The sequence below is a fragment of the Tenacibaculum mesophilum genome, assembly GCF_003867075.1.
GTDB classification, from domain to species: domain Bacteria; phylum Bacteroidota; class Bacteroidia; order Flavobacteriales; family Flavobacteriaceae; genus Polaribacter; species Polaribacter mesophilus.
Map to the genome: position 1 here is coordinate 2,277,275 of NZ_CP032544.1, position 21,233 is coordinate 2,298,507.

Genomic DNA, 21,233 nt, shown 5'->3' on the forward strand with positions numbered 1-21,233 from the left:
TTATTTCTTTTGATGTATAATTAAATTTTTGGAATGTAATGACCGTTGTCAAACTCTCTCCTTAACTCATTAAATTGACTAGAGATACTTGCATCATACTGCACATCTCCAACTCGTAAGATAAATCCTCCTAATATCTCTGGATTTACTATATTCTCAATACTTGCATTGTTTCCTGTAAGGGCTACAATTTTAGCTTGTATTTTATCTTCTAACTCTTTTGTTAAAGCTACTGCGGTTGTAACTCTGGCAATTTTTGTGTTCTTATAGTGATCATATATAACTGCATATTGCTTAGCAATAGGGTCTAACATCACCATACGCTTATTTTCCTCTAATAAATTAAACAACCCTTTTACTATGTTGTCTACTTTATCTCCAAAAAGTGCATTTAAAACTTTACGCTTATCTGCAGCTTTAATTACAGGACTTTTAAGCATAACATCTAAATCAGCGCTTTCGGCAATTGTATCTACGATTAACTTCATGTTATCATTTACTAAAGCTTCATTTCCTGATTCTTTAGCTAAATTTAAAATTGCTTTGGCGTAACGTAATGCTGCTCTTGATTCTTTCATCTACTGATTAGTTTAAAGTAACCTCTTCTAACATTCCTTCCACAAGCTTTAATTGTTCATCTTGTGAAGCTAATTCTTTTCTTACTACCTTTTGAGCTATTTCGATAGATAAGTTACCTACTGTTTTCTTTAACTCAGCGATAGCTGCTTGTTGCTCTTGTTTTATTGTAGCTTTTGCATTATCTATCATTATAGTAGTCTGATCCTCTGCTTCTTTTTTAGCATCAGCTATAATTTTATCTTTTATCTCACGAGCTTCTTTCATCATTGCATCTCTCTCTGCTCTGGCTTCTTTTGCTAATCTTTCGTTATCCGCTTGCAAGTTTTGCATTTCCTTACGTGCATTTTCTGCAGCATCTAAAGCACCTTGAATCCCTTCCTCACGCTCATTTAACGCATTTAAAATAGGCTTCCATGCAAACTTTGCCATTATAAAGATTAATAAAGCTAAAATTACTAGTTGCATAAAAAACAACCCTACAGAAAAGTCATTAAATATTCCCATTATTATATATATTTTTGTGTGTTTTTGTTTAATTGTGTAAACAATTCCTGCAACCAACCGTTACAGGAATTTGTTTGTTTTTTGTTGCTTATCCTAAAAGTAAAGCACCGAATGCTAAACCTTCTAATAATGCTCCAATAATAATCATTGCAGTTTGGATTTTACCAGCAGCTTCTGGTTGACGAGCAATAGCTTCCATTGCACTACTACCGATTTTCCCTAATCCTAATCCTGCTCCGATTACGATTAATCCTGCTCCAACTAAATTAAGTGTCATAATAATTGATTTATATATAATTAAACAAATTTTTGATTCTAGTTCTTAGTGATGGTCATGTTCTTCTACCGCCATACCAATAAATAACGATGATAACATGGTGAAAATATAAGCTTGTAGAAAAGCTACCAACAACTCTATAATAGTTAAAAACAAGGTTAAAAAGAAAGAGATTCCTGTTGCTCCCGCTGTTCCAAACTTTGCTTTTAATAAAATCATTAACGCTGCGATACCCATAACTACTGAGTGTCCTGCAGTAATATTCGCAAACAAACGCACAAATAAAGAAAATGGCTTAGTTAACATACCCAACACCTCAATTGGTGCTAATACTAATTTCATTAAGACTGGCACACCTGGCATCCAGAAGATATGTTTCCAATAATCTTTATTTCCGCTAAATTGTACGATAACAAATGTAAATAAGGCTAAACAAACTGTTACTGCTATTTGACCTGTTACGTTAAAACCTAACGGGGTTAATCCTAATAAGTTTAAAACCCAAATAAAGAAAAACACCGTTAATAAGAACCCCATAAATTTACGGTAATGTTTCTCTCCAATATTAGGACGTGCAATTTCATCTCTTACATACAAAACTAAAGGTTCTAATATACGTGCTACACCTGTTGGTATTGGTCCTTTTTTGTACCCAGAAGCCAAACTTCTAAATCCAAAGAACATTAACAAACCTGCCAAAAACATACCAAACACACTTTTGGTAATAGACAAATCCAATACTTTCTGTGCGTTAGTAGCATGATGCTCCTCATCAAAAGCAACCACTTCTTCACCCGCATTTAATTCATATATTTTACTATGTATTTTCACCAATTTCACATCACCTGCATCCACAACCAATGTACCATCATCGTTATGATGAAATTTTGACGACATGAAAAACTTAATTCCTTTAGTAGTTTTCACTATAACGGGCAATGGAAAGCCTATATGCTTACGCTCTCCTGCATCATTTGTATATGAAAACAAGTTAAAATCATGAGAATCTGCCAAGTGATGCTTAATATAAGCATCTATTGACTCTTTAGTGTTAATTCTACCACTATCATTAGAAGTTGTATCGTCTCCACCTGCAAATGCAGTTAACGATGAAAACACAAGTGTTAAAAGTGTTAAAAACTTGATAGTTTTGTTTGCTACCATCATACCTTTACTAAATATAGATTTTGGGTCTGTAAATTTCGGTGCAAAGGTACACATTTAATTAAAACTACAAACCCTTTTTTTGCTTAGTTTTAAAGAACACCACACATCGCCATAAACAACTCATCTATTTAGTGTTAAGTATTTTTGACAACGCTACAGTTTCGATAGCTAAAAACACCATAATAGGAATTAATAAGGTTGCTTTTTCTGGGTTTGTTAACCCTGCTTCTGAAAAAATACTCTTTTGGAATAGTAAAATAAAAATTCCGAATTTTACCATTAACATTCCTAAATATAAATATCCTGTTTCATTTGGTAAATATCCAAGTACCCATTCTATTAAAGAATAAATTAAAATAGTTGCTATTACATTAAAACAGTATACTTGTAATACAGAAAAAGAAAGTGTTACACCCGCATTAGAAAGCAAAAAACTGTTTAAAAAGAAGCCTCCTATACCTAATACTAATATAATAGAAGAAAATACTAAAATTCGTTTACTCATTATTGTCGGTTATCTTAATTACTTGGCGTATTACAGAGTAAATAGCACCAAAAACTGCTGCAAGTGTACAAATTTTTACGTAAAGTTGGTTGTTGTTTGGATATTTTTGGTCTAACCATTTACCTAGCAAACTTCCTAGGTAAATAGTTAATCCCATTTGAAGTGCGACTCCTGTGAATCGTATGTATTTATTAAGCGGTTTTTTCTTTGAGTCCTTGCTCATTTTTATTTAATTCTTTTACCGCTCCTTTCATGGCACAAGTGGCATTAAATTCTGCTCCTGGTTCTACAGATAATTTTCCTATAATTACATCACCATTAATATTTGCTGAAGATTTTACTGTAAGAGTGTTTGAAACAAAAAGCTCTCCTGAAAACTCTCCTTCTATATCTGCATTAGTACATTCAACTTTTCCTTTAATTAAACCAGTATTTCCAATTATTACTCTTCCTTTAGTTTCTATGGTTCCTTCTAATATTCCATCTATTCTAAAATCTCCTTCTGAAATAATCTCACCTATTATTTTAGTGTTTTTTCCTATAATGTTTCTCTCTGCAACTTTGTTTTCTCCTGTTTTTTTACTCTCTTTACCAAACATATTCGGGGAATTTAAGGGGTTATGCTTTATTTAATAGTTCTATAATTTCTTTTGCTTTTTTACCTTCTTGAGTAGTAGCATAACTAACTGCAACAAACTCTAGCGCTTTTTTATAGGTCTCTTTATCTTGATATTTACCTATCGCCAAGGCTTTTAGAAGTGCGAATTTAGGGATTAAATTTGAATTTTTTAGTGTACTTGAAAATTTATCTATTTCACTAACAACCTCTTCAAATTTATTTTCTTTATATAAATAATATATTTCTTTATACTTATTTAAAACCTCATCTTCTTTCTTCTTTTTAACAAGTTTTTTATCTGGGTTTAAAATTATTTGAGCAAAACTTGTTTCTGGATACTTTTCTAGGATAATGTTCTTATAATCATTTGACTTAGCTACATTTCCTTGCTTTTTATATATTTGATACAAGTGGTAACTTATTGGCAGTTCCAACTTATTATTTATACTCACCTGTCTTAAGCGTTCTAGGTTTTTAATTGCTAGTGTAGTGTTTGTAAACTGCTCTTTATAAATTAGTCCTAATTGATATAATGCATCATTTCGCTCTTTTACAAGGTCATTAATTACATTGTCATCAGTTGGTATAGCTTCAAGATATGTTGAAAGCTCGTATCTTTTGTTGATTTTTTTTCCATTAGTATCATCAGACACATCTTCTGTGACGCTAATAGATTTGTCTGATAATCGCCAGTTATCTTCTAGAGGGCGTGTTCCCCATATTTTTTGAAAATCTGCTCTTCCAAATCCTAATGCTTGAGTATTGTAAAAGTACCACTTCCCTTTATTTGCACTATTATTTATAGATACACCGCCTCCAAAACCATTTCCAAAGTTCTGAGCATTGAGCATTTGTTGTCTTTTTTCTTCGTCTTCTTTCTTTATTTTTTCTATATATGTCTCAAAAAAAGAAGTTCTTTCATCTAGCGTCATTCCAACTAAACTAAGAATACTGTCGTTATTTTTAACAGTTTCCTCATATTTTCTTAAAGTTGTTAACCCTTTACTCTTTCTACGAATTCTACGAATTCTTTTTTCTTGATCAAACTCTTTGGAAACCACCTGCAATACGCTATCATAATATGAGCCTGCTAACAAATAATTCTCTTTTTCAAAAGCTATATTTGCCAAGCGTTCATATGCATATGTTTTTTGGTAATTGTTGTTATGCTTCGCTTGTAAAGATTTTTTATAATATTCTGCTGCCGCTTCAGGATTATTTCTCCCTTCTTGAATCACCCCTGCTTGGTAGTATAACTCGTTTAAAAACTTGCGGTTATCAGAGTTTTTAATCAGCTTTCTTAACCTTGCCAACATTAATATTGATGTTGAATCATTTGGAGTATTTTTAGCAAGTTCAATATTTGCTCGAATACGGAACTTGTCTGGTGCTCTTTTAAATTCTGATAATCTTCGAAACACCATTCTTGCAGAGTCTTTTCTATCTAATTCGCTGTAAACCTGACCTAGCACAAACATATTTCTTGCTGTTTGCTCTTTATTGTAACGTGTTTTAGTTGCTAATTTTAAATAATCTACCATTTTTTGAATGGTATCGGTTTGTTCATATGCCATTGCCATGGCTGTATAAGCTTGTTCTTTTACCGTTTTATTTATTTTTTCTTTCTCATCTAAAACATCTAATAACAACATTAATGTTTCTATAGCTCTTTTTTCATTACCTAGACGAATATTTGTTTTCGCCCTCCAAATTTTTGTTTCATAATTTAAATTTGCTTTTGGATAATTAACTATTACGTAGTTAAAGGCTTCTAATGCTGGAATAAAACGCTGGGTATAATATCTTGACTTTCCTAACAATAAATAAGCATCATCTATCTGACTATTTTTTTCATAGCCATTAATATTCATTGAATGTGTTTGAACGGCTTTTATTGCTTTTTCTTCTGCTTTTTCAAAAGGAGTTAGGTTTTTGTCTTCCTCCTCCTCGTCAGTATTAAACCCTGTACCTGGTGTAAGTACTTTTGTAGCTAACTTACTTTCATCAAAAGTTATAGGTTCTAATTGTAAGCGCTTCGAAAAATTGTCTTCGTGCTTTTCTTGAAGTTCTTCAAGTCCTTTTAAATACGCTTGTTCCCCATTAAAAAGCACATTGTATTTAGTAGTAACGGCATGGTAACTTCTATTCAAAAAAGCATCCTTTTTAACACTACACGAATACACGATAGCTCCTAAAACACTGAATACTATTATCTTTACCCCTTTTTTCATATACTATTACTTTTACAGTACAACAACGTAATAATTGCATTTTTTGTACGTAAAGAGGTAAAAATAATAATTATAAGGTGATTTTTACCTTGTTTTATTCAGAAAAATAGCTTTCTAGCTCTTTTAAAGTTTCTTGTGATGTATTTATATCTTTTACAACATTTCCTTTATCTAAGACTACGATACGCCCACACACCTCCGTTACATGACTTAAATCGTGACTAGAAACTAATACAGTTACATCATTATTTTCTGTTAATTTTTTAATTATTTTTTTTAATCGAATTTGTGTTGTAGGGTCTAAGTTTGCAAAAGGTTCATCTAAAATTATCACTTGTGGATTTCCCATCATTGCAGCAACAATACCTACTTTTTTTTGGTTTCCTTTACTTAAGCTTCGTAAGTATTTTTTCTTTCCTAAAATCTCCTCATTAAAAAACTCGTCAAACTGAGCTAAAAAAGCTTTTACATCAGCTTTATTCATCCCGCGTAAATCTCCAACAAAATCCAAATATTCTTCTGGTGTTAAATATCCTATCAAAAAAGTTTCATCTATAAACGACCCTGTAAACGTTTTCCAATTCTCGCTTTTGTTTACAATTACTTCATTATTTACAATCTCTCCTGTGGTTGGTCTAATTAAATCTAATAACAGGTTAAACAGGGTTGTTTTTCCTGCTCCATTATTCCCTACTAGCCCAAAAGCTTGTCCGCTTGGAATCTTCAACTCTTCTATGTTTAAGACTTGTGTACTTCCGTATGTTTTTGAAATATTATGTATAGATATCATTTTGTTTAGTTTTTGGTTAGTTATGATTTTTGGCTGAATGCATGTATTGATGCGTACTTACTTTTAATATACCTTTTTTCTATAATGTTCATAAAGTAGTTTTTGAATGCTAAGGCTAAAGCTCCTGCAATTGCAATTGCTAAAACTCCTGCATTGAAACTCACAAACTTGTTGAAAACCCAGAATAAGAACATAGGAATTCCGATTATGGGAATTATGATTAAAAAATGGGTTGCACTGGTTCCTTGATAATTTGAAAACCCACTTTTATTTAGGTCTATACGTTTTCGGTTAAAAGAACCTGCAAATAACAAAAAGAGCGAGTTAAAACCAATATTAAATATTGCTCCTGCGGTTATCATTAAAAAAATATTTACTCCATAGAAATAAGCATAAGGAATACTCAATAGGTATAATGCTCCTGACATTACAACCATTAAATACCATTTACTTTCTAAGAATTTTCGGTAACGAATATTTTGACTCATAAGCATGTTGTAGTACTCACTATCCCACGCAGGAATAAATTGTCCATAATTTATCGTAAAACCTCCTGTCACAAAAATTGCTGCAAAGACTAAGAAAGCAGGCATTTTTTCTCGATATGTTTCTTCTCCAAAGAAAATAGTTCCGTAAAAAAGAAATATAAACGACATAAAAAATACTGTTTTGGTACGTTTATTCCTCCAAATTTGACGAATATCATTTTTAATAAATGGCGCGACATCTCCTAATCTATCAACAAAAGATAAGTCTGATTCTTTTGCTACTTCTTCTTTACTTTTTATAGCGTCATCTAAATATGCTTTTTCTCTTAATAATTTAAAGTTTATATAATATAAACCTATCAATAGAACCACTCCTATTAATGCAAAAGCAGGAAGGTTATATACTGATTGAAAAACAGGAGCAAACACATCATTTACGTTAAACAGCTGGTATTTATTTCCAAAAAACAATATTGCTAGTACAACAATCATTACTCCTAGTGCATAATTGTTTTTATTTATTAAAAAATTTACGTAGTTAGCACTTAACACTAGCATAACCATTAAAAACAACCATCCTAAAACCCCCATAATATCATAGCCTTGACCTATTAATACTATTGAAAAAGGCACATAAAAAAACAACGGCATTATATTGAAGAATGACACTGCTGATTTTCCTAATACAAAATGGACTAACTTTTCTTTTTTTACCGGTAAGTTTAGAAACGGCTTAATGTTTAGTACTGGTAATTTTTGCATTAAGTAGCGAAAAATTAAATCTCCAAGTAATAAAAAAACAAGAAATCCATTCACAAAAAAAAGTGGATCTGTATTTGGATATTCTTTTTTAATGAAAAAATACCCTCCTATTCCTATCATTAAAAATGAAACTAGCATATACAATGCAAAAAAGCCCATGATAATTTTTAATGCAATACTTTTTCCGAAATAAGAAGAGCGAAAAAACTGCTTCCACTCTAACTTTAAAAAATGTGCAATCATTTGGTTTTGTATTTGGTTGATTATCTTATTTGTCTTTTTCTACAACTTTTTGTTACATAAAAAAAGCATCAATTTAAAAATTGATGCTTTTCTACCGTTGTTATGATTTATCTTTTATTTTATTTTTAAAGATTTTGCTATTGCTTCTAACTCAAATATAAAATCTCTTTTATTTACTGAAGGTGCATAAGTAAAGCCTTCAAAAACAAGCACACGGTTGTTTTCTTTATCAATTATCGAGTAATTAATAAACGGTCCTGCCATAAAATCATTCTTTACTTCCCATTTACCTCTAGTTTCATAAGCTTTTCTTCCATCAATTTCTGCATCGAAAGTAAATGGTGTATATGCTTGTTCGGTAATCATGTGCATTCCTTCTTTACTTCCTGGAATATATTTTTTACCAATCGTATCGCGCATTCTTGTTATATTATCTTCTACTTTGCTTTCATCTTCTAATGGATAACTATACACTAAAATATTGTTGGTTCCATCTCCTCTTGCTATTCCGCTTTTTAAGTGTTGACGTAACCATAAAAAGTCTCCCGTATCTTCAACAAGTTTAAACCTTTCAGGAATGGTTAATGAAATACCTAATTTTTTTATTGTTTTGAATTGGCTTTCGTCTAATTTCTCTTTTTTAAAAATGTTTTGAGTAAATTTTACATCTTCATCTTTAAATAATTTAATAATCTCTTTTCCTCTGTTGCGAATCAAGTCAACCAAAGCTCCTTTACTTTTAGCTGTTGCATAAACTAAAATTTGAGGTTCAGCATATTTGTTTTTTTCTACTGCTATTTTTTCTTTTTCTCCTTCTCTAAGAATCAAAACAGCTCTTGCATTCCTTATAAAACCTTTAAATCCTATAGGGTCTATTTGTCCTACTGAAAGTAATGTTTCAGGCTGTGGTAATCCTACCTGATGCTCCCCAAAAACAGAGCGAATTTCGTCACCAATTTTACCTTCCCAATCATTTCCTTTAATTACTACTAATATTTTATTAGTATTTCCATTTGATGTTGGTAAAACATAGTCGCTTTTCTCTCCTTTATTTTTACACGAAACTGTTATAAAAATCAGGGCAAATAATGCTATTAGTTTATTCATAGTTTGTGGTGTTTAGTAGTTGTTTTTTAGCTTTTAAATATTTTAAGTTTCATTCCTGGTTTCAAACTCTTAACACTCCAAATATTGTTCCATTTTTTAATTTCATCAACAGAAACTGATGGATATTTTTTTGAAATAGTCCATAATGAATCTCCTTCTTTAACAACATACACCTCATGCTTACCTGTTGGTGCTTTATATTTTTTCTTTGAAACCTTCTTTGGAACAGCCATTCTTTTAGGATAAACACTTAATCTCTGACCTATTTTTAAATGATGTGTGCGTAAACCATTCCAACGTTTAATATCACTTACTCGTACTCCAAATTTATTAGCTATTTTACCTAGATAATCTCCACTTCGAACTCTGTAACGAATACGTTTATCCATTTCAAAATACTTTGGTAATGGCTTTTCTCTTTTAGCGTCATCTTCATTTGCTAAAGCATATATTTCTTTTTCCTTTTCTAAGAAGTCCATTAAGTTTCTTCGAGGTAATCGAACTGCATAATTTTTTTCTTTTACATATGGAATAATATCTAGCTTATACGACGGGTTTAGAAACGCTAATAAATCAGAATCTATCCCTGTTTTTTCTGAAATCTGATCAAAACTAATGGTTCTTTTTACACGAACTGTATCTGTCTCAAAATTGAATATTTTCGGTGCTTCAGGGTAAATATGGTGCTTTTCTGCATACTCAAAAATATACATCGTTGCATAAAATGCTGGTACATACCCTGCTGTTTCACGAGGCAAAAAAGGGCGGATATTCCAATAGTTTTTATATCCTCCAGAACGCTTTATTGCCTTTGATACATTTCCTGGACCCGAATTATATGCTGCTAAAGCTAAATCCCAATCACCAAAAATTTTATATAGTTGACTTAAGTATTGACAAGCTGCTTTTGTTGATTTTACTGGATCTTGACGTTCATCTACATACGAATTTACTTTCAAATCAAACTGAACACCTGTTCCATACATAAACTGCCATAAACCTGTAGCTCCCACCCAAGAACGAGCGTCTGGTCTTAATGCTGACTCAACAATAGCCAAATATTTCATTTCTAACGGAATATCATATTGATCTAAGTATTGCTCAAACATTGGAAAATAATATTGAGCACGAGCCATTAATGCTGGATAGTATTTTTTTCGGTATTTTAAATAACTGTTTATTACTTTTTCTAACGCAGGATTATACTCTAAATGAAACGGTGTTTTTACGTTTAGGTCTTGTAATCTTTTCTTTAATAAATCTGTTGTTAGAATTGTGGTTGTATTTCCTAAAATATCTTTATCGTTAATTACATATTGAATACTGTCAAACAACGATGAATTAAATTTTTCTTCAATCAATAAGCTATCAATCATCTTTAAATCTTCTGTAGAAAATAGCTCTTGGTTTTGCGATAAGTTTATAGAGTCATTTACCACAACATCAATACTGTCTTTAGCTATAAAAAGACTATCAACAGGTTGTTGCGCAAAAATTGAAGTTGTAAAAAGTAGTAGTGTTAATAATTTCTTCATGTTGGTTTTATAAATCTAATTCAACTGCAATTGGGCAATGATCTGAATGTTTTGCTTCTGGTAAAATATATGCTCTTGAAATTTTATCTTTTAATGGTTCGGTTACCATGTTGTAATCAATACGCCAACCTTTATTATTCGCTCTTGCATTTGCTCGATAACTCCACCAAGAATACTCTTGTTTTTCTGGGTGCAAGTGACGGAAACTATCAATAAATCCACTATTGATAAACTTCCCTAGCCATTCACGCTCTTCTGGTAAAAACCCAGATACTCCTTTCATTTTCGGGTTGTGAATATCTATTTCTTCATGACAGATGTTGTAATCTCCACAAATAACCAAGTTAGGAATTTCTTTTCTTAACTCTGTAGCATAGGTTAAAATTTCATCCATGTAGTTGAACTTATAGTCTAATCGAGCACTATTAGTTCCTGAAGGTAAATACATACTCATTACAGAGACCTCATCAAAATCTACACGAAGATTTCTCCCTTCAAAATCCATAGATTCTATTCCTGTACCATACTCTACATGGTTTGGTTCTTCTTTACAAAAAATTGCTACTGATGAATACCCTTTTTTCTCTGCTGAAAACCAATAATGGTATGGATACCCAGCGTTTTCAAACTCAGTTACATCTAATTGTTCTTTATGAGCTTTGGTTTCTTGAATACATATTACATCAGGGTTCGCTGCTTGTAACCAATCGATAAACCCTTTTTTTAATGCTGCTCTAATTCCGTTTACGTTGTATGAGATTATTTTCATCTATTTTTAAAACACAAAAACGTAAAGCTTAACGCTTTACGTCTTTTTTTTATCCTATAATTTTGTTAAATATTCATTTCTGGAATGTCTCCTTCGACTATTAAAGTTCCTTCTGTAGCTGCTTGAATTTCTTCTACAGATACTCCCGGTGCTCTTTCTAATAAGTAAAATTTACTGTCTTTAATTTCTAATACCGCTAGGTTGGTTACAATTTTAGTTACACAACCTACACCTGTTAATGGTAAGGAACATTTTTTAAGTAGCTTCGATTCTCCTCTTTTATTGGTATGCATCATTGCTACAATAATGTTATCGGCAGAGGCTACTAAATCCATTGCCCCCCCCATACCTTTTACCATTTTTCCTGGTATTTTCCAGTTTGCTATATCTCCATTTTCAGCTACTTCCATAGCTCCTAAAATAGTTAAGTGAACATGTTTACCACGAATCATTGAAAAGCTAGTAGCAGAATCAAAAAAACTAGCTCCTGGCATAGTTGTTATAGTTTGTTTTCCTGCATTGATAATATCAGCATCTTCTTCTCCTTCAAAAGGAAAAGGTCCCATACCTAATACTCCATTTTCTGATTGAAACTCTACTTCAATATCATCACGAACAAAATTGGCTACTAATGTTGGAATTCCGATACCAAGGTTTACATAATATCCGTCTTTTACTTCTTTTGCGATTCTTTTCGCTATTCCGTTTTTATCTAACATAACTAGCTTCTTTGTCTTACTGTTCGTTGTTCAATTCTCTTCTCATATTTTTCTCCTTGGAAAATGCGTTGTACAAAAATTCCTGGAATATGAATTTGATTTGGATCTAATTCTCCTACTGGAACTAACTCTTCAACCTCAGCAACTGTAATTGTAGCTGCCCCACACATATTAGGGTTAAAGTTTCTTGAAGTTCCTTTAAAAATTAAGTTTCCAGCAGCATCACCTTTCCATGCCTTTACAAAAGCAAAGTCTGCTTTAAATGCTGGCTCTAATACATACATTTTCCCGTCAAACTCACGAGTTTCTTTTCCTTCTGCTACCTCTGTTCCATAACCTGCTGGAGTATAAAATGCTGGAAATCCTGCTTGTGCTGCTCTACATTTCTCGGCTAAAGTTCCTTGAGGTGTTAATTCTACTTCTAATTCTCCGGATAACATTTGACGCTCAAATTCATCATTTTCTCCTACATAAGAAGAAATCATTTTCTTTATCTGACGATTTTGCAATAACAACCCTAAGCCAAAATCATCAACTCCTGCGTTATTAGAAATACAAGTAACATCTTTTACTCCTATTTTTACTAACTCAGCAATAGCATTTTCAGGTATTCCGCATAAACCGAACCCTCCTAACATAAAGGTCATTCCATCTTGCACACCTTGCAATGCTTCTTGTACGTTATTTACTTTTTTATTTATCATTATAGTTGTTGTTTTAAGCTTTATCCTACTAGGTGAGATTTTAAATACTTTACAATTTACTAAAAATCCGTATCGTCTGGTACTGTTTCTTCTTCTCCTTCTTTAGCTTCTTCAACTTTTGAACAGTCTAAATTAATACTTATATCTTTAGGTTTTTCAAAATTTCCTTTACTAACCTCTAGCGTTTTATCTTCATAGCATTTTCTCATAAATATTCCCCATGTTGGTAGTGACATTGTTGCCCCTTGACCATATCTTAGTCCTGCAAAGTGTGTTGCTCTATCTTCTCCTCCTGTCCATACTCCAGTTACTAAGTTTGGCACCATTCCCATAAACCAACCATCTGATTGATTTTGTGTTGTACCTGTTTTACCTGCAATAGGATTCGTAAATTTATAAGGGAAACCTGTTACTGCATCTCCTCCTGATGTCCATGTTGATCTTAAACGAGCTCCGGAACCTACTTGAGTTACTCCTTTCATTAAATCTAAAATCACATAAGCTGACTCTTCACTTAACACTTCTTTTGTCTCAGGAACAAACTCTTCTAAAACTGTTCCGTTTTTATCTTCAATTCGAGTAACCATTAGTGGACTAACACGTAACCCTTTGTTCGCAAAAGTTGAATATGCACTAACCATTTCTAATAAAGATAAATCAATTGCTCCTAATGCAATAGACGGATTTGCTTCTAATTTGGATTGTATTCCTGAAGACTCTGCTAGTCGAACTACATTTATAGGTGAGACTTTATCAATTAATTGTGCTGTAATCACATTTACTGATTTTGCTAAGGCGTCTTTTAACGTTAATTCACCTCCATATTTACCTCCTGCATTTTTTGGTGTCCAATCTTCTGGCATTCCATATTTTTCCTTCGGAATGGTGTATGGTGTGTTTGGTAATTTATCACAAGGTGACATTTTTAATTGATTAATTGCAGTAGCATATACAAAAGGTTTAAATGTAGAACCTACTTGGCGTTTTTGTTGCTCAACTGCATCATATTTAAAGTATCTATGATTAATTCCTCCAACCCATGCTTTAATGTGACCTGTTTGAGGTTCAATAGACACCAAACCTGAACGCAAGAAGTGTTTATAATGACGTATTGAGTCATAAGGAGTCATTACTGTATCACGTTCACCTTTCCACGTAAAAATACGCATATCAGTAGCTGTGTTAAACACCTTATCTATTTCTTTTTCAGACTTACCTGCTGCTTTCATTCGCTTATAGCGGTCTGAGTTTTGTTTTGCTCTTCTTATTATTTTTTCTATGTCCTTTTTCCCTATATCATAAAAAGGAGCTTTTTTATTTCTTTTTTGTTCTTTATCAAAATATGATTGAAGGTTTTCCATGTGTTCATAAACCGCTTCTTCAGCATATTTTTGCATACGAGAATCTATAGTAGTGTAAATTTTTAATCCATCTCTATAAATATTATACTCTTCTCCATTTGGTTTTGGGTTTTCTTTAACCCACTCTTTTAAGATACTTCTTAAATGCTCTCTAAAATATGTTGCTAAACCGTCACTATGCCCTTCTCTGTTTATATTAAGTCCTAGACCTAATTTTTGTAATGAGTCTTTTTGTTTTAAAGTAATAAACTCACTTCTATTCATTTGCTTTAAAACAACATTCCTTCGTTGTTTTACCATCTCTTTTCTCCTTAAAGGATTAAAAAGGGAAGAGTTTTTAAGCATTCCTACTAGCATTGCTGATTCTTCTACGTCTAACTCCTTAGGTTCTTTTCCAAAATAAATTCGAGCTGCTGAACGAACACCTACTGCTTGATTTAAGAAGTCATATTTATTCAAATACATGGTTATGATTTCTTCTTTAGTGTATTGACGCTCTAGCTTAACAGCTACTACCCATTCTTTCACCTTTTGAAGTACTCTTTTGAAAATATTGCGAGAAGCTTTTCCTGTAAACAACATTTTTGCTAGTTGTTGGGTTATTGTACTCGCCCCTCCACTTCCTGGTTTTAAAACGGCTCTTGCTGTTCCTCTAAAATCAATTCCTGAATGTTCATAAAAACGCTCATCTTCTGTTGCAACTAACGCTTTTACCATATTTTGTGGAATGTCTTTATATTTTATAGGTGTTCTGTTTTCAACAGCGTACTTACCTAAAGTTTTACCATCAGCTGAAATAATTTCTGTAGCTAAATTATTCTCTGGGTTTTCTAACTCTTCAAAAGTAGGTAGTGCACCAAACACTCCCCAAGAAGCTAGTAAAAATAGTAGGCAAACAAATAAGAACCCTCCTAAAATGATACCCCAAAACCATTTAATGTACTTGCTAAAATTTGTTGTTTTTTTCTCTGTCATTACTTTATTTTTTCTATTCTAAACCCTACATGAGTTATTCCTTCTAATTCTTCAATTCCTTCCAACTTTCCATTTTTTCGCATGGCTTGTCGAACCTTAAAAGTATATTCTCCTTTTCGGGGAAACGTTATGTTTTCTTTATAAAAAAGTTTATTCTCTTTAATGTCTGTAAAACCTTGTCCTAAAAATTTCCCTGTAACGTCTGCCATATCATATTCCAATGTATCTATGATTATTTGTCCGTCAGGAAAATTCATTTGCGTAATTAAAAAAAGATTGCTGTATGCATAATCTTTATTATTTCTAAGGTTTATAAAAAGATTTTTCTTACCAATAGAGTCATTAATTGGAAATGTAAACTGTATTGCATTTTTTTTATTCCATGAGCTTTTAGGAAGCGCAATATAATTGTCAAACTCACTATTTGAGTCGCATGAAGCTAATAGTATGGCTACTAAAAAAATGATGCCAATTTTACTTCTCATTATTGGTATTGTTTTTATTATCGCTATTATTTCTTTTTCGTTGATTGTTGTTTTTTCTTCTGGGATTTCTCGGTTTTTTTTGTTGTCCTTGTGGTTTATCAGTTGTTTTACTTTCTGGTTTTGGCTTTCTAGTTTTTGGATTGTTTTTAGGTCTTGGTTTCCTATTATCAACTCTCTTTTTTTCTGTTTTTTGGCCTCCTTCAGTTTTTTCCGTTTTTCCTTGTGGTTTTTTCTTTTGCCTTTTATTTGTTTGTGGCTGTTTCTCTACTTCCGCTTTATTTGCTGGTTTTCTTTTTCTACGCCTACTGTTTTTACGACTTTTTTTAGGTGCATCAAAACGCGTTAAACTATCTTGACCTACAACATTCTCAAAATCGACAGAAACCTCTTCAGCTATCTCCAATTCATATTCTTCTAACGGTAACGCAAGTTCATTATTTTTGTTTAATTCTATAATCTCTTGAACTTGATCTAACGATAGTTTATACCATTTAAAACTTTCCTCCTTGTAGGTATACCAAAGTAATTTTTTGAATATGTCCATTTTAACGAAAACAGCATCTCCTTTTTCTGTTTTTAGCACTTTATCTTGCTTCGGAAAGCTTTGTAATGCATCTAAATACGTGTCTAATTCGTAGTTTAAACAACACTTTAGTTTACCACACTGTCCTGCTAACTTTAATGGGTTTAATGACAGTTGCTGATAACGGGCTGCTGCTGTATTTACTTTTCTAAAGTCGGTTAACCAAGTAGAGCAACATAATTCTCTACCGCATGAACCAATTCCTCCTAAACGAGCTGCTTCTTGGCGCATTCCTACCTGACGCATTTCTACTCGTATAGAAAAAGCACTAGCTAAGTCACGAATTAACTGACGAAAGTCTACACGTTCGTCTGCTGTATAATAAAAAGTAGCTTTGGTTCCGTCTCCTTGATATTCAACATCAGAAAGTTTCATTTTTAAGCCTAAACGGCTAATTATTTCTCTTCCTTTTCGTTGTGTTTCTAACTCTCTTCCTCTGGCTTCCTGCCAAACATCAATATCTTTTTGAGATGCCTTTCTGTAAATTTTCTTTACATCATCACTATCCGCAGTAATTTTTCTTTTTTTCATTTGAACTCTTACTAGCTCTCCTGCTAAAGAAACAATACCAACATCGTGCCCTGAAGATCCTTCAACTGCAACCACATCTCCCATGGAAAGGGTTAAGTTTTCAGGATTTTTATAAAAGTGTTTTCGTCCATTTTTAAAACGGACTTCAAAAATATTAAATGGTGCTTCACCTGAAGGTAAAGTCATGTTCGATAACCAATCAAAAACAGCGAGCTTATTTCCACTTCCACATGTGCCTGTTGCACAATTTCCGTTACTCTTACAGCCATTTGGCACACCGCTTTTGTTAGTTGAGCAACTGCTACAACTCATACGATAATATATTTTTTTGAAATATTTTTTAAACCTGTGCATTTACAGTATCAAAAAATATTTTTATTATTTGATTTTCAGTCGTATAAAATTTACTTTATAACAACTATCCTTAATCTGTAAAGATACATATTCTAATGAAAAGTGAAAATTGATTTTTTTGTTAAAAAAAATGCTGCTTTTAAGTTAAAAAGCAGCATTTTTTATTTGTTTTTATGTCTTTAGGGACTATTTGTTCTTCTTTGCCCAATTATCTCTTAGTCCAACCGTTTTATTGAATACTAAATTTTCTGCTGTTGAATCATCATCTACATTAAAATATCCTAAACGTTGGAACTGAAAACGATCTCCAATCTTTGCTGTTTGTAAGCTTGGTTCAACATAAGCCGTAATTTTTTCTAGCGAATTCGGATTTAAAAATTCCATAAAATCTTTGTCTTTATGGCTATCCGGTGCTTCATCTGAAAACAACCTATCATACGCTCTCACCTCAACTTTTACTGCATGTTTTATAGAAACCCAGTGTAAGGTTCCTTTCACCTTACGCTTACTTTCTTCTGTTCCACTTCCTGATTTTGTTAATGGATCATATGTACAGTGAATTACCGTAATGTTTCCATTTTCATCTTTTTCTACACTATTAGCCGTGATGAAATACGCATTCTTTAAACGCACTTCTTTTCCTAATTTTAAACGGAAGAATTTTTTGTTTGCTTCTTCTCTAAAATCTTCACGCTCTATATAAATCTCTCTTGAAAATGGAACTTCTCTTGTACCTGAATTTTCATCTTCTGGATTGTTTTCAGCAATTAAAATCTCGTCTTGATCTTCTGGATAATTATCTATTACCACTTTTACTGGATCCAACACTGCCATCACACGATTTGCTGTTTTATTTAAATCTTCTCTAATTTTAAACTCTAGTAATGCTACATCAATAACGTTTTCACGTTTAGAAACCCCTACCGTTTCAATAAAGCTACGTATAGAAGCAGGTGTATAACCACGACGACGTAATCCTGAAATAGTTGGCATACGTGGATCATCCCATCCTGAAACGATTCCTTCTTCAACCAACTTCATCAACTTACGTTTACTCATTACGGTATAACTTAAGTTTAAACGTGAGAATTCTCTTTGTTTTGGTGGTAATGGGTATTCTGATTGACTATATTCATACACATTATCTCTAAACCAATTGTATAGTTCACGGTGAGGTTTAAACTCTAATGAACATAGTGAATGGGAGATTTGCTCTATATAATCACTTTCTCCGTGTGTCCAGTCGTACATTGGATAAATTACCCAGTCACTTCCTGTACGGTGATGCTCTTTCTTTAAAATACGATACATTATAGGATCACGCATTAACATATTTGGTGAAGCCATATCTATTTTAGCACGTAACACATGAGAACCTTCTTCAAACTCACCGTTTTTCATACGTGTGAATAAATCTAAATTTTCTTCAATACTTCTATCTCTATTTGGACCTGCTACTCCTGGTTGCGTTGGCGTTCCTTTTTGTTCTGCCATTGCTTCAGAAGATTGGTTGTCTACATATGCTTTTCCGTCTTTAATTAATTGAACTGCCCAATCATATAATTGTTGGAAATAATCAGAAGAATAGCATTCTTTTTCCCACTGATACCCTAACCAAGCTACATCTCGCTTAATAGCGTCTACATATTCTTGCTCTTCTTTTGCTGGGTTTGTATCATCAAAACGAAGGTTTACTGGAGCATTGTATTTTTCTCCTAAACCAAAACTAATACCAATAGCTTTTGTATGTCCTATATGTAAGTATCCGTTTGGTTCTGGCGGAAAACGAAAACGCAAATTTTCTTTTGGCATTCCATTTGCCAAATCTTCTTCAACAATTTGCTCTAAAAAATTCAATGATTTCTTTTCTTCTGACATCTTTATAAATTATGTACGTGTTCTATTTTTGTTACCTTCTTATTGTTCTCTCTTAAAATAGAATCAATTAAGAGCTTCCTAAAAGGTTTAAGCAACAAAATTACATAGAATCTATGAGATAATTACACAAAGAAAATTATGGATTATTTTTTTTAATAAAAAAACGGAAAACCTGTATAGATTTTCCGTTTTAATAATTTTATTTGGTTTGAACTTACTTTCCGAACGAATTGTTTTCTTGATTTACGTCTGCCATTAGTTTTGATGGATCAATTTCAACTGATTTCACCTCTTTTTTTGTTGTAAAAGTGTATGTTGGATGTGCAAAAGTCCAATCTGTAATAACTGTAGCATTGGTTGGTTTCTCTCCACGCATCATACGTAAGGGAATATTAAATGATTCTTTTGAACCGTCTGTGTACGTTACCTCAACATCAATAGGCATTGGCATTAGACCAATACGTTCTAAGGTAATTTCTTTTCCGTTTACTGATTTTATTCCGTAATCGATAGTATGTGTTGTTTGCGTCCATTCATTTAAATACCAGTCTAACTGAAGTCCTGAAACTTTTTCAGCTGTACGTTTAATGTCATTTGGTGTTGGATGCTTAAAAGAAAAGTCTTCAAAATATTTCTTTAGTGTTTTTGCTACATTTTCTTTTCCAATAATATATTCTAATTGAGATAAGAAAATGTTTCCTTTTGAATAACTCGCAACTCCATACGCTGTATTTGTATGATACCTATCAGCATGTGTTGTTAAAGGTTCTTCAATATTATTTTTTACCACGTAATTATACCCTCGGTAAGATCCAGCATGTGGATTTTCTTTTCCTTCTCCTAAAATTTCATTTTCTGCTTTGTTTGAAATATAAGTGGTGAATCCTTCATCCATCCAAGGATGTTTACTTTCGTTAGTTGCTAACAAGAATTGAAACCAAGTATGTGCTAATTCGTGTGCTGTTACTCCAAATAAGCTTCCCCACTTACGTTGTCCTGTAATTAATGTACACATTGCATATTCCATACCTCCATCTCCTCCTTGAATAACTGAGTATTGCTTGTATGGATACTGACCTATGTGCTCACTAAAATACGTCATTAGTTCAGCTGTTTTAGGTTGTAACTTTTTCCAGTTTTCTAAATACTCAGCATCTAATGTTTTCTTATAAAGGAAATGTAAGTCGATTCCATTATCCATTTTATAAGTATCATGAATAAACTCAGGATCTGCTCCCCAAGTAAAATCATGTACGTTTGGCGCAGTGAATTTCCATGTTAATTTATCTCCTGACGGAAGGTTTAACGGTTTTGTTTTGTCTTCGTAACCATGACCTACTTCTTGTGGGTTTTGTACATATCCTGTTCCTCCAACTACATAATTTTTATCAATATGAAGTGTTACATCAAAATTACCCCAAACTCCATGGAATTCTCTTCCTAAGTATGGTGGTGTATGCCAACCTTCAAAATCATATTCAGCCATTTTAGGGTACCATTGTGTCATTGACAAAGCAACTCCTTCAGCACTATTACGACCCGAACGACGGATTTGTTTTGGTACTTGCGCATCAAAAATCATATCAAACGTTACACTTTCTCCTGGTTGAATTGGTTTGTTTAATGTAACTTCTAAAATCGTTCCAACAGTTTCGTGTTTTACTACCGAACCGTTTTGTTTTAAAGAACTTACTTTAATGTATCCTATTTCTGAAGGTGATAATTTACTAATACGATCTCCTACTCTTCTATCTGGATCTTGAATATTTCTTGAACGAACATCCATTTGTGAGTTTGGTTGAAACGCATTGAAATATAAATGATAGAATACCTTATTTAACGCATCTGGTGAATTGTTTGTGTACACCAATTTCTGTGTTCCTTTGTATTGGTATGTTTTAACATCCATATCAATATCAATAGTATAATCAACATGTTGCTGCCAATACCCTTGGCTAGATTGCTTGTGTACTTTTGTCTTTGCTACAGTTTTGTTTTTTGTACTATTTACGGTAGCACAAGAAATAACCGGTAACAATAAAAGGCTTAAAATTATTTTCTTCATGT

Annotated in this window: 20 protein-coding genes; all 20 read right to left on the reverse strand. The window is 32.5% G+C overall.

The annotated features are described in order from the left end of the window. Positions 1–20: 20 nt before the first annotated feature. The 20 genes from atpH to D6200_RS10390 all read right to left on the reverse strand — a co-directional run bounded on the left by atpH (position 21) and on the right by D6200_RS10390 (position 21,231). The gene (gene atpH, locus D6200_RS10295; RefSeq protein ID WP_047788150.1) at positions 21–578 is read right to left on the reverse strand and encodes an ATP synthase F1 subunit delta; all 558 of its coding nucleotides are present in this window, start codon (positions 576–578) and stop codon (positions 21–23) included. 7 nt (positions 579–585) lie between these two features. Beyond that, positions 586–1,083 (reverse strand): F0F1 ATP synthase subunit B, encoded by a 498-nt coding sequence (locus D6200_RS10300; RefSeq protein WP_047788149.1) that lies wholly within the window; start codon positions 1,081–1,083, stop codon positions 586–588. 88 nt (positions 1,084–1,171) lie between these two features. Further along, positions 1,172–1,360, reverse strand: coding sequence for an ATP synthase F0 subunit C (gene atpE / locus D6200_RS10305; RefSeq protein WP_028891526.1), 189 nt, complete (start codon positions 1,358–1,360; stop codon positions 1,172–1,174). A 45-nt stretch (positions 1,361–1,405) separates the two neighbouring features. Further along, the gene (atpB, locus tag D6200_RS10310; protein WP_073182743.1) at positions 1,406–2,527 is read right to left on the reverse strand and encodes a F0F1 ATP synthase subunit A; all 1,122 of its coding nucleotides are present in this window, start codon (positions 2,525–2,527) and stop codon (positions 1,406–1,408) included. A 124-nt stretch (positions 2,528–2,651) separates the two neighbouring features. Beyond that, positions 2,652–3,032 carry a DUF6168 family protein gene (locus D6200_RS10315; protein ID WP_073182425.1) on the reverse strand — a complete coding sequence of 127 codons (381 nt, stop codon included), beginning with the start codon at positions 3,030–3,032 and terminating at the stop codon, positions 2,652–2,654. Continuing rightward, complete coding sequence (locus tag D6200_RS10320) at positions 3,025–3,255, reverse strand: AtpZ/AtpI family protein (RefSeq protein WP_073182424.1); 231 nt, start codon at positions 3,253–3,255, stop codon at positions 3,025–3,027. The genes D6200_RS10315 and D6200_RS10320 overlap by 8 nt, the downstream gene beginning before the upstream one ends. Continuing rightward, positions 3,224–3,631, reverse strand: coding sequence for a bactofilin family protein (locus D6200_RS10325; protein ID WP_047788147.1), 408 nt, complete (start codon positions 3,629–3,631; stop codon positions 3,224–3,226). Before D6200_RS10325 ends, D6200_RS10320 begins: the two co-directional genes overlap by 32 nt. Before the next feature lie 19 nt (positions 3,632–3,650). Next, on the reverse strand, positions 3,651–5,882 hold the full coding sequence (gene porW, locus D6200_RS10330; protein ID WP_073182423.1) for a type IX secretion system periplasmic lipoprotein PorW/SprE: 2,232 nt from the start codon (positions 5,880–5,882) through the stop codon (positions 3,651–3,653). 94 nt (positions 5,883–5,976) lie between these two features. Continuing rightward, positions 5,977–6,672 carry an ABC transporter ATP-binding protein gene (locus D6200_RS10335; RefSeq protein ID WP_073182422.1) on the reverse strand — a complete coding sequence of 232 codons (696 nt, stop codon included), beginning with the start codon at positions 6,670–6,672 and terminating at the stop codon, positions 5,977–5,979. A gap of 20 nt (positions 6,673–6,692) precedes the next feature. After that, positions 6,693–8,165: a DUF5687 family protein gene (locus D6200_RS10340; RefSeq protein ID WP_073182421.1), complete on the reverse strand. Its 1,473-nt coding sequence runs from the start codon at positions 8,163–8,165 to the stop codon at positions 6,693–6,695. Positions 8,166–8,279: 114 nt separating this feature from the next. Further along, positions 8,280–9,272 (reverse strand): DUF4837 family protein, encoded by a 993-nt coding sequence (locus D6200_RS10345; RefSeq protein WP_073182420.1) that lies wholly within the window; start codon positions 9,270–9,272, stop codon positions 8,280–8,282. 26 nt (positions 9,273–9,298) lie between these two features. Continuing rightward, positions 9,299–10,807 carry a lytic transglycosylase domain-containing protein gene (locus D6200_RS10350; RefSeq protein ID WP_073182419.1) on the reverse strand — a complete coding sequence of 503 codons (1,509 nt, stop codon included), beginning with the start codon at positions 10,805–10,807 and terminating at the stop codon, positions 9,299–9,301. A gap of 7 nt (positions 10,808–10,814) precedes the next feature. Then, positions 10,815–11,576: an exodeoxyribonuclease III gene (locus D6200_RS10355; RefSeq protein WP_047788142.1), complete on the reverse strand. Its 762-nt coding sequence runs from the start codon at positions 11,574–11,576 to the stop codon at positions 10,815–10,817. A gap of 65 nt (positions 11,577–11,641) precedes the next feature. Beyond that, the gene (locus D6200_RS10360) at positions 11,642–12,295 is read right to left on the reverse strand and encodes a CoA transferase subunit B (RefSeq protein ID WP_073182418.1); all 654 of its coding nucleotides are present in this window, start codon (positions 12,293–12,295) and stop codon (positions 11,642–11,644) included. Positions 12,296–12,297: 2 nt separating this feature from the next. After that, a complete protein-coding gene (locus tag D6200_RS10365; RefSeq protein WP_073182417.1) occupies positions 12,298–12,999 on the reverse strand; it encodes a CoA transferase subunit A in 702 nt (233 codons plus the stop codon). A 59-nt stretch (positions 13,000–13,058) separates the two neighbouring features. Continuing rightward, positions 13,059–15,335 carry a penicillin-binding protein 1A gene (locus tag D6200_RS10370; protein WP_073182416.1) on the reverse strand — a complete coding sequence of 759 codons (2,277 nt, stop codon included), beginning with the start codon at positions 15,333–15,335 and terminating at the stop codon, positions 13,059–13,061. After that, complete coding sequence (locus D6200_RS10375) at positions 15,335–15,820, reverse strand: gliding motility lipoprotein GldH (RefSeq protein ID WP_073182415.1); 486 nt, start codon at positions 15,818–15,820, stop codon at positions 15,335–15,337. Before D6200_RS10375 ends, D6200_RS10370 begins: the two co-directional genes overlap by 1 nt. Beyond that, a complete protein-coding gene (ricT, locus tag D6200_RS10380; RefSeq protein WP_047788137.1) occupies positions 15,810–17,246 on the reverse strand; it encodes a PSP1 domain-containing protein in 1,437 nt (478 codons plus the stop codon). Before ricT ends, D6200_RS10375 begins: the two co-directional genes overlap by 11 nt. A 228-nt stretch (positions 17,247–17,474) precedes the next feature. Further along, on the reverse strand, positions 17,475–19,166 hold the full coding sequence (locus D6200_RS10385; RefSeq protein ID WP_073182414.1) for a glutamine--tRNA ligase/YqeY domain fusion protein: 1,692 nt from the start codon (positions 19,164–19,166) through the stop codon (positions 17,475–17,477). Positions 19,167–19,380: 214 nt separating this feature from the next. Next, positions 19,381–21,231, reverse strand: a complete 1,851-nt coding sequence (locus D6200_RS10390) for a M1 family metallopeptidase (protein WP_073182413.1) — start codon at positions 21,229–21,231, stop codon at positions 19,381–19,383. Positions 21,232–21,233: the final 2 nt, after the last annotated feature.